This window comes from Pedobacter sp. Leaf176, from assembly GCF_001424305.1.
Classification (GTDB): Bacteria; Bacteroidota; Bacteroidia; order Sphingobacteriales; family Sphingobacteriaceae; genus Pedobacter.
In genome coordinates, this window is record NZ_LMPD01000001.1 from 904,376 (window position 1) to 917,778 (window position 13,403).

The following is a 13,403-nucleotide window of genomic DNA, read 5'->3' on the forward strand; positions in this document are numbered from 1 at the left end:
TCTCGTTGTTTTTACAAATTTTAACAGGATTAACCTTGATAATCGCCTGGAAAAGCTTTCAATATGTTTCTTCATGAAAAGCTAAAAACCCGTATTAATCTTCGAAAAGCAAATACGGGTTTAAATTTGAAATTAGATTTGACTTAACTCCCTAAAAATGGAGCAAATCTGATAATAAATTGATCGTATTCTTTTTCAAGTTTGTTACTTAAATCTTTTTGTTTGTAAGCATTGGTAAGTTTTACCATTCGCCCCAGATAGGTCATGTAAACCTGTACATCCCTTTCTGATGATAACTTGTTTTTGCTTTCAGAAACATCAGCAAGGTGTGTCAATTCTTTTGTCATATAATCTGCCGACTGATTAATAAAGGCATTTGCGCGGTTTAAATCATTCAAACGATAAAGATTTTCAGTGAAGTAAAATGAACTCATTACGTGGCGCATGCTGTAGAATTTAAGTGGCATAACTTCATAGTATTTGTTAACCACTGCTTTACTTTCCGCTATTTTTCCTTCTGTAAGTAATTCACCGATTAAACTGTTAAACATATTGGAAAACATGGCTACATCATCCGCTGATTGCCTGTCTAAATGGTTTGCATATTTGATGTTTCCGTAATTATAGTTCGCAACCATATTTTTAAAGAATGGCTTCACATTAACCTGTTCAAACATGTCTTGTTTTGATGTGTCGGGTTTTAGTGGTAATAAACGGTAATTTAATCCTTCTGAATACAAATATTTATTCAAACCAACATACTGTTCATCGGGCATTGCGCCGCTAAAATAAATTGGTCTTTTCCAATTATTATGCGTCAGAATATCCAGCATCGCCAGAGTGCCTTTTGTAAGATAATCGGAATTATAAGTCCACTCCATGGCACCTGCGATTTTACCTGCATCTTCAACCGGAACAGTTCCAGTATCCAAGACTTCCCGCTGGTTAACGCTTAACTTGAAGTTTTTTGTTGGCAAAACATTGGCTTTTGAGCCATCCCGAAGCGTTATTTTATCTTCGTCATTATCAGATAGCAATACCTCCATCAATTGTTTTAATTCTACGCTCTGGGCAATTTTAAAATCCTGATAATAGATTACGTCACGCGTACCTTCTGCGTATTGGCTTGGTTTCATCGAAATTGGAAGTGGTGTCGAATCGTTTTGTTTACGTTTCATCCCGTCGATATACCAATTTGTAGTAAACAGGCTCAGGTTTACAATTCTTACATCAGGACGAACATGTTCAACTTCCTGTGCATACCATACCGGAAAGGTGTCGTTGTCGCCATAGGTGAATAATATCGCATTCGGTGCACACGATTTTAAATAATTTACTGAAATGTCTCTTGCCAGATGACTTTCTGAACGGTTGTGGTCATCCCATCCCTGACTGGCCATGATTATTGGTGCTGCGATGAATGCAGCTAAAGAAGCAAAAATTGCAGATTTAGCTGGCGTCATTTTTCTAAACACCCATTCCTTCAATCCGATTACACTTAAGCCAATCCAGATACAAAACGCGTAAAAAGAGCCTACATACGCATAATCACGCTCACGAGGTTCGATTGGAACAGAGTTTAAATAAAGAACTATCGCAACGCCGGTAAAGAAAAACAGCAAACCTATAACACCAGCATGTTTCTGATTTCTTTTGAAATGCCAAACGGCACCAATCAAACCTAAAATCAATGGAAGAAAGAAAAACCGGTTATATGCTTTATTCTCCGCGATCGAGGGTGGTAGGTTTTTTTGGTCACCCAGACGAAGTGCATCAACAGGTTTTACCCCGCTTAACCAACCGCCACCATTTTCACCTAGTTGTCCATCCTGGTTATTCTGGCGGCCGACAAAATTCCACATGAAATAGCGCATGTACATTTGTCCGGCCTGAAAAGAAAACATGTAACCTAAATTATCTGCAAGGCTCGGTTTATGTGAATCGTCAAAACCCATCCAGCTTTTATAAAACTGTACGTGTTCAGGTTTGTCGCTATACATTCTGGGTAATAACGTCTTTTCTGCAAACACATAATCCGATTTGGTTCCCGCAGCTTCATATTTCTTGTCGCCTTTTCTATATAATTTTCCGGTTTCTTTTATATCGATTTTTTCCGAGCTATAGTTCTCTCCGTACAATAATGGCCTGTCGCCATACTGGGCCCGATTTACATAATTTAAAAAAGTAAATGCATTTTCGGGATTTGTATTATTCAGGTTCGGCTTTGCGTGTGCCCTTATTATCAACATTGAAAAAGAGCTGTAACCAAAAATTAACAATACGGTTGAGACTAAAGCTAAATTCAAAACCTGCTTTTTATGTTGAATAGAATATCTTATCGCTAAAACCAATGCTGAAATAAGGAGAATAGCAAAAAACAAAATGCCTGTTCCAAAACTTAAGCCTAATGTGTTTACGAAAAACAGATCCAGATAAGCCGCAATTGAAACTGAATATTGAATGATGCCGAATTGAACGAATGCCAGAATAAAAATAGATAGGAAGAAGGTCTTGATTATCCCCATATTGGTTGGATTTGGTGTTCTACGGAAATAATAAACAAATACAACGGCAGGAATAACCAATAAGTTTAACAGATGGACACCAATCGAAAGGCCAATAACATAGGCTACAAAAGCCAGCCATCTGTCGGCGCGAGGTTCGTTGGCCTGTGATTCCCATTTTAAAATTCCCCAGAATGCAACCGCTGTGCAGAGGGAAGATAAAGCGTAAACCTCCGCTTCAACAGCAGAGAACCAAAAACTATCTGAAAATGCGTAGGCTAAAGCACCAACAATTCCGGCTCCGATAATGCTGACTATTTTCGAAGTTGTAATTTCTTCATTCGTTTTTAACAGAATTCGTTTTGCCAGCGCTGTAATTGTCCAGAATAAAAACAAAATAGTAGCGGCACTAGCCATGGCAGAAGCGACATTCATAAAGTAAGCTATCTTGGTTTTATCGCCTAAGGCAAAAGCCGAAAAGATGCGCTGAATCATCGAAACCAACGGCGCTCCGGGTTGGTGAACCACCTCTAAACGGAAAGCTGACGCAATAAATTCGCCGCAATCCCAAAAACTTGCAGATTGATCTAAAGTTAAAATGTAGGTTACAGCGGCAATAAAAAAACACAGCCAACCTGTTAAGTTGTTGATTTTCGAATAGGTCATAGTCAGTTTAAGGATTGATAGTAAAAGGGTTATAGGTTTTGACCTATAAAGTCGTTTGTGAAATGAAAACGTTGCACGGATGATGAAGATTTTTTAAATCTTTTTAAAAGCAGAATAAATTTCAATTTTTTTTAAAATCACTCTTGCATATTTAAAATATGCTGCCTACATTTGCATTCCCTTTCGGGGATATATCCTCGAAAAGCAGTTTGTCCGATAGTATAAGGGTAGTACGACAGTTTTTGGTACTGTTTGTCTTGGTTCGAATCCAGGTCGGACAACAAAATTTAGCATCGGATCGTGTATTTCAAAAATGCATGATCCGATTTTTTTTAAACCGTAAACTACTCACGGATCATGCCATTGCAGTTTAACCCGGTTAAATTATTTTCCGGAACAGGTTCAAGAGGATTATCACTTAAAATTGCTGAAAGTTACGGCAAACCACTTGGTGATGTTACAATTCACAAATTTAGCGATGGCGAGTTTCAGCCTTCATTTGATGAATCAATCCGTGGCTGCGATGTTTTTTTAATCCAATCTACTTATCAGCCCAGCGATAATTTAATGGAACTTTTATTAATGGTTGATGCTGCAAAAAGAGCTTCAGCACATTATATAACTGCAGTTGTTCCTTATTATGGTTTGGCTCGTCAGGATAGAAAAGATAAGCCCCGTGTTGCAATCGGTGCTAAATTGGTTGCCAATTTGTTAAAATCAGCAGGTATTCACCGGATTATGACAATGGATTTGCACGCTGCACAAATACAGGGATTTTTTGATATTCCAGTAGATCACTTAGATGGTTCGGTCATATTTGTTCCTTATATCAAAAGCTTAAACCTGCCAAATTTAACCATTGCATCGCCTGATATGGGTGGTTCGTACAGAGCCCGTACCTTTGCGAAATTTTTTAATGCCGAGGTTATTATTTGTGATAAACGTCGTAAACGTGCCAATGAAATCGAATCAATGTCGATAATTGGAGATGTTACCGGACAGGATGTCGTTTTGATTGACGATATTTGCGATACTGCCGGAACTTTATCGAAAGCTGCGGCTTTGATCATGGAAAATGGTGCGTCAAGTGTACGAGCAGTTTGTACGCATGCCGTGTTATCAGGTAAAGCAATAGAAACCGTCGAAAATTCTGTTTTATCAGAATTAATTGTTACAGATACGATTCCTTTGAAACAGGAAAGTTCGAAGATTAGAGTGCTGAGCACGGCTAGTTTGTTTGCAAGAGCAATTGCTAATGTAAATGAACATGGCTCAATCAGTGATTTGTTTAGAGTGTAATGCAAAGCGTATTGCGAATAGTGCCAACTGCCGAACGCAAGACAATAAAAAGAGTTTAAATAAAGTAAAAAGTAAAGGGTTGAAGGCATAGGGTCTTGCTACTTGATACTAGCTACTTACTACTAATAATAAATAAATATAAAAAATGAAAACAATCGCAATTAGCGGTTCTCCAAGAGAGAACGTAGGGAAACGCGATGCTAAGGAACTTCGTTACGAAGGTAAAGTTCCGGCGGTATTGTATGGTGGAAAAGAGCAACAACACTTAGCTGTCGTTATTGCTGATTTAAGAGATGTTATTTATACCCCGGAAGTGAACTTTGTGGAGATTGATGTTAACGGGACTAAAACTAAAGCTATCGTAAAAGATACTCAATTCCATCCACTTACTGATGTATTAATGCACATCGATTTTCTTCAGTTATTTGATGAAAAAGAAATCGTAATGGAAATTCCTGTAAAATTAACAGGAACTTCTCCAGGTGTTAAAATGGGTGGTAAGATGGTACAGAAGTTGCGTAAACTTCGTGTGAAAGCTTTGCCTGCTGCAATGCCTCAAACGGTGGAAGTAAGCATCGAAAAATTAGAAGTTGGTGGTTTAGTTCGCGTACGCGATATTAAAGCAGACAAATATGTTATTACTAATACTCCAGAAGATACAATCGTATCAGTTGGTATGAGTAGAGCATTAAAACAAGCAGAAACTGAAGCTGCTAAAGGTAAAAAATAACCAGGATTTTTTAGGATTTTCTGATTACAGGATTAAGCGGTGCAATAAATTGCGCCGCTTTTTTTTGGATCAGGATTTAAGGATTAAGGGATTCTCGGGATTTCTATCCATTTCCCATTAAGGCACCTTTTTGTCCAGTCTTTTATCTTTGCTCCTTTCTCCTTGTTCTTTCATCTTTATCCTTTCATCTTTGTTCTTTTCGCATTAAGCTTTTACATTTGTAAATATGAAATATCTTATAGTTGGATTAGGAAATATTGGTCCGGATTATGCCCACACACGACATAATATAGGTTTCGATATTGCTGATGAACTTGTGAAGAGTTTAGGAGGAAGCTTCGAAAATATCCGCCTGGCTTATTACTCCGAGGTTAGTTTCAAAGGTAAAAAGCTGCATGTAATTAAGCCAACTACTTTTATGAACCTCAGCGGAAAGGCTGTAAACTATTGGATGAAGGAGCTTAAGATAGCACCTGAAAATGTTTTGGTTATAGTGGATGACCTGGCTTTGCCTTTGGGTAAGCTTCGCTTAAAGCTGCAAGGTAGCTCTGCAGGGCACAATGGTTTAAAAAGTATTGAAGAAGTTTGCGGCGGACAAAATTATGCCCGGTTACGCTTCGGCATTGGTAGTGATTACCCTAAAGGAAGGCAAGTTGATTTTGTATTGGGTTTATTTGATAAAAATGAACAATTGGAATTGCCAGCGCTGATAAATAAAAGCGTTGAATTGATTAAAAGCTATGTAACGGTTGGTCCGGCCCATACCATGACCGCATTTAACAAATAACCTCTATAACTTATTTTTACGAGTGACAAATATTTTATTATTTTAAGTTGCTTACGTCATATATACGGGTTATGTTCTGCCCGTTCCCTGCTTGAAAGGAATCTTAAAGCGAGGGGTTTTAACCGGCATTAGCCATTAGAATTTTCGCCTGCGCGGAAAAAGACGGTTTGAGCGGGAAGATCGGTTGAGTAGTAATGTGTAGATCTTATAAAGTCATTCTTTCTACGTAAGGGGAAATCTAGCTATAGCTAACGAATGCATAGGGATCCCAATTCAATTTGTTATGAAAAGCATTAATAATGTGCTTTTAATGGTATTCTCAAGAAGCAATTTTTCTTATAAACAGATTGACGGCGGCTAAACAGGCGTTTTAACCCGTAATACTTTGTATACAAAAAAAGACCATCGTAAGATGGTCTCTTATAATATCATATCAGTTGATTATTAGTTAACTTGAGCTTGAGCCCTTGCAATATAAGCATCTACCAACTGCGCTTCCTGGCTTTCAGGATATTGCGTTTTAATTTTTGTGTAGGCTTCCACAGCTCCTTTAAAATCTTTGAGGTTTTCATTCACTAAACCCAATTTCTTTAAAAACATTGGAGATGTAAATTTACTGGATTTATCAGCTGCTTTTTTATAATATGTAACTGCTTGTTTATAATCTTTCAATTCGCTGTAAGCGTCGCCTAGTAAGCCTAAAGCTAATGGATCTGCAACCGGGCTGCCTGTTGCGCTGTATTTACTCAAGGCATCGATGGCTTGTTTGTATTCACCCTTACGCAAATAGATGCCACCTAAGTAAAGGTTCGCCAGGTTAGCCGACTTTGTATTATCATAATCTTTAGCAATTTGCTCCAAACCCGGATAGCCACCTTCACCTTTAATTGCTTTGTTTGAAAGAGAATCTACACCAATTAATTGTTCAGCCTTAAACATTTTGCTCGCAGCTTCCTGAGCACGGTCTTTTAAATATACATTCTGGTACCAAAAATAAACACCAATTAAAACGATTACAGCACCTGCTATAAATAACAGGCTTTTGTTGTTTTCCTGTAAAAAAGAACCTTTTCTAATAGGTTGAGTTGTCTGGTTATCTGTTGTAGACATGTTTGTTTAAAAAATTAAGATTGCAAAAATACGTTTTTCAATCAAAGTAACAATCTTTATTTTCATTATTTAATTAAACGATAGTTATTTAGAAGCAGAAATTTCTGTGTGTTGAATTTCTTAACGAAGTAAACTGATTAGTGTGTGAAACCAGGTTTTGTTATCGCTAAAGATTCCAGTATGATTTATTACAAGATAAACCGTTTGGCTTTCGGAGTGGTTTTTAAAAGATTTAATTCTTATCGGCTGCCAGAACATCCCGAAATTTTTAACTGCAGATGCGGGAAACAGTTCGTCAAAGCCCATATATACTTCTTCAATTTGCGACAGAGGAAGCTCTAGGTGTTCATCTCCGGTTATAAATAGGCCGTTAGATGCGAGTAATATATTGCCCTCATGATTGTGCATTGGCTTTAAAAATGAAAACATTCCTGCAACTTTTTTTAGCCAGCCAAATTTTTTCTCGTCGTTAAGTTCATGATCGTAAGACCACAGAACATTTCCTTCTAACATTTTTTGTGCAACCATATATTTTTCCTTGCGATGAATGTAAGCTTTATTTTTAACATTGGCCATTGAAAGGGTAAAAAATCGGTAAATTGCAGGATATTTATGTGGTTAAAAAACATTACACTTCTTAATTTTAAAAATTACGCAGACGCGGGAATCAGCTTTTCTGAAACCGTAAACGTTTTTACCGGTAATAATGGTTCAGGTAAAACCAATATGCTGGATGCAATTCATTACTTATGCCTGTGTAAAAGTTATTTTAACCCAATTGATGGTCAGCAGATTAAGACTGGCGAAGATGTTTTTATGATTCAGGGCGACTTCGACCGGAATCTGAAAAATGAAAAAATAAGTTGTGGTGTAAAAAGAAATCAGAAGAAACAATTTAAGAGAAACAAAAAAGAATACGATAAACTTGCTGATCACATTGGTTTATTTCCAGTGGTGATGGTTTCGCCATATGATGTTAACCTGATTATGGAAGGGAGCGAGGAGCGCAGAAAGTTTATCGACAACGTAATTTCACAAACTGACTCACATTATCTGGATCAGTTAATAGCCTATAATCGCATTTTATCTAATAGAAATGCGCTGCTTAAACAAATTGCAACAACGAACAGGTACGATGCCGCACTTCTTGAAATTTTAGATGAACAGTTAATCGCTGCTGGCAATAAAATTTTTGCAACCAGAAAAGCCTTTATGGATGAGTTCATTCCGTTATTTAACCAATATTACAATTACCTTACCGATAACAAAGAAACCGTCGAATTAAATTATCAATCGCAGCTGGGAGAAACCCCGTTTATCGATTTATTGCGAAAATCAGTTGAAAAAGACAGAGTATTAGAGCGGACAACTACGGGTATTCATAAGGATGAACTTGCTTTTATCATAAATGCTATGCCTTTAAAAAAGTTTGGATCTCAAGGGCAGCAGAAATCTTTTTTGATTGCATTAAAACTGGCCCAATACGCTTACCTTGCAAAAAATAAGGGTTTTAAACCTTTACTTCTTTTGGACGATATTTTTGATAAACTTGACGACAACCGGGTACAAAAACTGATGCAAATGGTTTCTCACCACGATTTCGGACAGATATTTATTACCGATACCGGCATAGAAAGGGTTAAATCGATTTTTTATAAGATAGAAGTTGACGTAACTTTGTTTGATGTAGAAAACGGAATGATAAAAAATGCGTAAACCTAACGATGTTACCCTTAAAGATGCTATCAGCAAAATGCTGGATGTATACCGTTTACGCCGCAAATTCGACGAAACTTCGATCCTTGCCATCTGGCCCGAAATTATGGGTACAGCAATAGCAAACCGAACTAAGCAAATTTACATTCATGACAGAAAATTATTTATTCGCATAGAGTCATCCGTAATTAAAAATGAATTGGTTATGGTTAGGCAAGGCATTATCCAGAAGCTTAATGCACACGCCGGCACTGAAGTAATAACAGAAATGATTTTTCTTTAGATCAAAAAAAGCTGAAATTTAAAAACTTCAGCCTTTCAATTAATTAATAAGGGGAATAATTTTTATCCTCTACCGCCGAATACTTTAGATAATATCCATATTATCAAAGCAACTACAATAACCACAATTATTATTCCCGACCAAACGCCGGCTTTAAATATACCTTGGGCTAGTTCGCAACTGCTTAAGGTTGTGCATAAAAATGCAATCAGTATTAAAGGAAATGTTCTTTTCATGATGTTAATTTTGATATAGCTAACATCTAAAAGAGAAATAATGTTTTATACTTCTTTACTTTCCGTTAACTTTTAGCAACTCTATTTCGAAAATCAAGGTGCTGTATGGAGGAATATCTGCGCCAGCACCACGTTCACCATAAGCCAGGTTATATGGAATAAAGAATTTATATTTTGATCCGGCAGGCATTAACTGAACACCTTCTGTCCATCCCGGAATCACTCTGTTTAATGGAAAACTAATCGGTTCACCTCTGTCATATGAACTATCAAATTGTTGGCCGTTTAGTAAAGTTCCTTTATAATGAACCAGAACTGAATCAGATGCTGAACTTGGTTTAACGCCATTTCCAGGAATTAAAACCTCATACTGTAAACCACTGGCAGTTGTTTGTACGCCAGCACGCTTTTTGTTTTCGTCTAAAAATGTTTGTCCTTCTTTTATCATGGGTGCAAATTTTATTTTGTTAGCTTCTGCCTCAGCTTTATTTTTTACAGCTGATGCTTTTGTAATGGCTTCATTGATGCATTCCTGCGCCTGTTGTTGTGTAAGCGCAACCTTTCCACCAGCGAATGCATCTTTTAATCCTTTTAATAGAACATCATAATTCATTGTAGAAAGTCCGGTCGTTTTCAAGCTTGCTCCTATTGACGAACCAAAAGCATAACTAACAGAATCTAAAGAAGATTTTAAAACTGCAGTTGTTGTTGCTGGTTTAGACGCTGCAAGAGGTTTCTTAGCCACTGGCTTTTTGGTTTGTGCGAAAGAAGCAATTGTGATACCTGAAACAAATATCGTAAAAAAGAATTTTTTCATTTGTGTGATTTTTGTTGTTGCTGAACGAAAACAACGTCTTTAATTTATACGGGTCGAAAGATACAAAACTTATAAAAAAATAAAACCCCGGATAAGCGGGGTTTTAAATTAATATTTTCAACAATACTTAAAAGCGCTCGTCAGCTTTGAAGAAAAAGTTCCCTTCGATTTCTGCGTTCTCATCAGAATCTGAGCCGTGAACTGCATTGGCATCAATAGATTTAGCATATTTCTGACGGATAGTACCTTCAGCAGCCTCAGCCGGATTTGTAGCGCCGATTAATTTTCTAAAATCTTCAATTGCATTATCTTTCTCTAAAATAGCTGCAACAATTGGTCCTGAAGACATGAAGCTAACTAAATCTTTGTAAAAAGGACGTTCTGCATGTACAGCATAAAACTGACCAGCAGTTTCGTCAGTTAGCTTAGTATATTTTAATGCAATGATTTTGAAACCTGCATTGGTGATGTCATTTAAGATTGATCCGATATGGCCGTTTGCAACTGCATCTGGCTTAATCATAGTAAAAGTTCTGTTCGTGCTCATTGTGCTTTAATATCAAATTTTGTGCAAAAATACGTTTTAATTGATGAAATAGAAATGTTTATTTATTTGTTTAAACGTGCAGGAATTAATTTAGTGTATTAACAAAATTAAATGCATCAAATTCTTTAACTGGCAATAATTATGTAAAAAATAAAATTGTATTAGGCCAACATTAGAGGCAGATTAAAATATTATTTAAATTAAGTCTAAATAAGTTTGGAAAATTAAATTCTGATATTACCTTTGCGGCTGTTTAGAATCAATCCAAATAATCATGACGAAAAAATTTACACAGATCCTTAATTTTGTGGTTATAATGATGCTTTTATCGACAAACATAAAAGCTCAGACCAAATCCGCCAGTATAAACGGGCAAATTAAAACCAGCGATGGCAAACCAGCCGGGTACGTTAGTGTTGGGTTAAAAAATTCCAATAAGGCGACCCACACGGACGAGAACGGGAATTTTATAATTAAAAACCTAGCTGCCGGACAGTATGTAATCAAGGTATCCGCTGTAGGTGTAAAGGTTCAGGAAAAAGAAATTTCAGTTGCGGAAGGAGAATCAGCTACTTTTAACTTCTCCATCTCAGAATCGGCTTCTCAATTAGATGAGGTTTCAGTTAATGGTTATAAAACCCCAAACCAGAAGCCCGTTAATTTAGGCAAAATTGCTATTGCGCCTAAAGATTTGCCGCAATCTGTGCAAATTGTGGGCGCCCAGGTAATCAGAGACCAACAAGCGAATACTTTAGGTGATGTAATGAAAAACATTAACGGAGTCGCTTTAGGAGCAAACAGGGGTTCGGTAGGCGAAAACTTTTTTGCAAGAGGTTACAGCTTAGGTGCAAATAATGTTTTTAAAAACGGAGCAAGAACAACAATAGGTGGAAGCCCGGAAGCAAGCACATTAGAATCTGTTGAAGTTTTAAAAGGAAGTGCTGCGTTACTTTACGGTGGCGTTAGCGGTGGTGCCGTAGTTAATATGGTTACCAAAAAACCTAAGTTCGAATATGGTGGCGAAGTATCCATGCGTGTTGGCAGTTATGACTTATACAAGCCAATAATAGACTTGTATGGCCCAATTTCAAAAAAGGTCGCTTTTAGAGTGATTGGAACCTATGAATCGGCAGGAAGTTACAGGGATAACGTCAGCTCGAAAAGGTTCTATATAAACCCCTCTCTACTTTATAAAATAAGCGACAATACAGAAATCATCGTTCAGGGAGATTATTTAAAAAGTAATTTTACCCCTGATTTTGGAATAGGAACAGTTGGAAATGCGCTCGCTCCATTAAGTAGAAACGTATTTGTTAATACAAACTGGGCTTATAATAAAACCAATACATCAACAGCACAGGCTGTTTTAAACCATAAATTTAATGCGGATTGGAAGCTAAACGTGATTGCCGCTGTACAATCTTACAATAGGGATTATTTTTCAGCCGAACGTCCTGCGGCGAATGCAGCCGGAGTTTGGAACAGGGCTTTAACGCGTTCAGATATTGAAGAGTTTACATTTAATCAGCAGGTAAATTTAATGGGTAACTTCAAGATAGCCGGATTTAAAAACACGCTGCTGGTTGGAGCAGATGCTGATCAATCTAAAACTAAGACTGGTGGATTTGCATCTACAAACGTTTTACCTGCTGCTACACCAACATATTATGATAGCGTGAATCTGTTGGATCCATCATCGTTTGACAAACCAAGTAACTATAATATGCCAAACACCACCTTACTCACCAATACAAATGCAAATGTATTCAGAATGGGCGGATTTGTTCAGGATCTAATATCTTTAACGGAGAAGTTTAAAGTGCTGGCAGGTGTTCGATGGTCGTTCCAGAAAACACCAACAACAACTATTAATACGCTTACTAGCGGTGTAGATACAAAAGGTACGGCAGTAGATAAAATAGATAAGGCATTTTCTCCAAAATTTGGCTTGATTTATCAGCCGGTTTCATCGACCTCAATTTATGCCAGTTATTCAAATAATTTCACGTCTAACACAGGTATTGACATTGCTACAAATGGGCCAATGGGTCCGTCAATAATAGATCAGTATGAGGCTGGTATCAAAAACGATTTCCTGAAAGGTAAGCTTTCAGCTAACTTGACTGTATATAAAATTAAAAACGACAAATTTGCCCAAACCGCATTAGCAGATCCAACGAAACGTGAATTTTCAGGCGCAACAGCGAGCGACGGATTGGAAATTGATTTGTCAGGGGTAGTTGTTCCAGGCTTAAATTTTATAGCTGGCTACGCTTACAATTACATGCGTTACACATCTACATTAGCAGTTACCGGTATTGTTGAAGGTGAACGTGTAGTTGGTACAACAAAAAATACAGCTAACGGTACATTATTTTATACCTTTCAGGATGGTGGGATCAAAGGCTTAAAGTTTGGTGCGTCTGTTTTTTATACAGGTGATAGAAATGGAGGTAGAAATACAACCAAAAACAATTCGTCCTCCGGCATTATTCCTTTAAGTTCTTTTACGACAGTTGATTTTTCAGCGGGTTATAACTGGAAAAAGATTTCATTATTGGCAAAAATTTCAAACATTACGAACGAATTGAATTACTTTGTTCACGAGAACTATAGTGTCAATCCAATTCCTCCACGTCAGTTTGTTACTACATTATCTTATAAATTTTAATAATTTCATAGCATATTTACAACGGGTCAGTCTAATA

The 13,403-nt window shown here is 37.0% G+C and carries 12 protein-coding genes; 6 read left to right on the forward strand and 6 right to left on the reverse strand.

Translation table 11 applies throughout. From position 1 onward, the window contains the following. Positions 1 to 143: 143 nt before the first annotated feature. On the reverse strand, positions 144 to 3,170 hold the full coding sequence (locus tag ASF92_RS04105) for a DUF2723 domain-containing protein (protein ID WP_056088147.1): 3,027 nt from the start codon (positions 3,168 to 3,170) through the stop codon (positions 144 to 146). 357 nt (positions 3,171 to 3,527) lie between these two features. Here ASF92_RS04105 and ASF92_RS04115 point away from each other — a divergent pair, with 357 nt between their 5' ends. The 3 genes from ASF92_RS04115 (at position 3,528) to pth (ending at position 5,986) form a co-directional block, all read left to right on the forward strand. Then, positions 3,528 to 4,469: a ribose-phosphate pyrophosphokinase gene (locus ASF92_RS04115; RefSeq protein WP_056088150.1), complete on the forward strand. Its 942-nt coding sequence runs from the start codon at positions 3,528 to 3,530 to the stop codon at positions 4,467 to 4,469. A gap of 145 nt (positions 4,470 to 4,614) precedes the next feature. Then, positions 4,615 to 5,199 carry a 50S ribosomal protein L25/general stress protein Ctc gene (locus tag ASF92_RS04120; protein ID WP_056088151.1) on the forward strand — a complete coding sequence of 195 codons (585 nt, stop codon included), beginning with the start codon at positions 4,615 to 4,617 and terminating at the stop codon, positions 5,197 to 5,199. Between the two features lie 226 nt (positions 5,200 to 5,425). Beyond that, positions 5,426 to 5,986: an aminoacyl-tRNA hydrolase gene (gene pth, locus ASF92_RS04125; protein WP_056088156.1), complete on the forward strand. Its 561-nt coding sequence runs from the start codon at positions 5,426 to 5,428 to the stop codon at positions 5,984 to 5,986. Between the two features lie 444 nt (positions 5,987 to 6,430). Here pth and ASF92_RS04130 read toward each other — a convergent pair whose 3' ends face one another. Both ASF92_RS04130 and ASF92_RS04135 read right to left on the reverse strand, forming a co-directional pair. Then, on the reverse strand, positions 6,431 to 7,096 hold the full coding sequence (locus ASF92_RS04130; protein ID WP_056088159.1) for a tetratricopeptide repeat protein: 666 nt from the start codon (positions 7,094 to 7,096) through the stop codon (positions 6,431 to 6,433). 120 nt (positions 7,097 to 7,216) lie between these two features. After that, a complete protein-coding gene (locus ASF92_RS04135) occupies positions 7,217 to 7,672 on the reverse strand; it encodes a hypothetical protein (protein ID WP_056088162.1) in 456 nt (151 codons plus the stop codon). 36 nt (positions 7,673 to 7,708) lie between these two features. On the opposite strand from ASF92_RS04135, the gene ASF92_RS04140 reads away from it, so the two are divergent. Next, positions 7,709 to 8,812, forward strand: coding sequence for a DNA replication/repair protein RecF (locus ASF92_RS04140; RefSeq protein WP_056088164.1), 1,104 nt, complete (start codon positions 7,709 to 7,711; stop codon positions 8,810 to 8,812). After that, complete coding sequence (locus ASF92_RS04145) at positions 8,805 to 9,095, forward strand: DUF721 domain-containing protein (RefSeq protein WP_056088167.1); 291 nt, start codon at positions 8,805 to 8,807, stop codon at positions 9,093 to 9,095. The genes ASF92_RS04140 and ASF92_RS04145 overlap by 8 nt, the downstream gene beginning before the upstream one ends. A 62-nt stretch (positions 9,096 to 9,157) precedes the next feature. Here the strand turns inward: ASF92_RS04145 and ASF92_RS20960 are convergent, their stop codons facing one another. From ASF92_RS20960 to ASF92_RS04155, 3 genes are all read right to left on the reverse strand, one after another. Beyond that, positions 9,158 to 9,331, reverse strand: a complete 174-nt coding sequence (locus ASF92_RS20960) for a hypothetical protein (RefSeq protein WP_197413223.1) — start codon at positions 9,329 to 9,331, stop codon at positions 9,158 to 9,160. Between the two features lie 55 nt (positions 9,332 to 9,386). Next, positions 9,387 to 10,148, reverse strand: a complete 762-nt coding sequence (locus ASF92_RS04150; RefSeq protein WP_082489441.1) for an FKBP-type peptidyl-prolyl cis-trans isomerase — start codon at positions 10,146 to 10,148, stop codon at positions 9,387 to 9,389. A 127-nt stretch (positions 10,149 to 10,275) separates the two neighbouring features. After that, entirely contained in the window at positions 10,276 to 10,695 is a 420-nt protein-coding gene (locus ASF92_RS04155; protein WP_056088170.1) for a nucleoside-diphosphate kinase, read from the reverse strand. A gap of 274 nt (positions 10,696 to 10,969) precedes the next feature. Between ASF92_RS04155 and ASF92_RS04160 the strand changes: the two genes are divergently transcribed. Beyond that, positions 10,970 to 13,366: a TonB-dependent receptor gene (locus ASF92_RS04160; protein WP_056088180.1), complete on the forward strand. Its 2,397-nt coding sequence runs from the start codon at positions 10,970 to 10,972 to the stop codon at positions 13,364 to 13,366. Positions 13,367 to 13,403 lie beyond the last annotated feature (37 nt).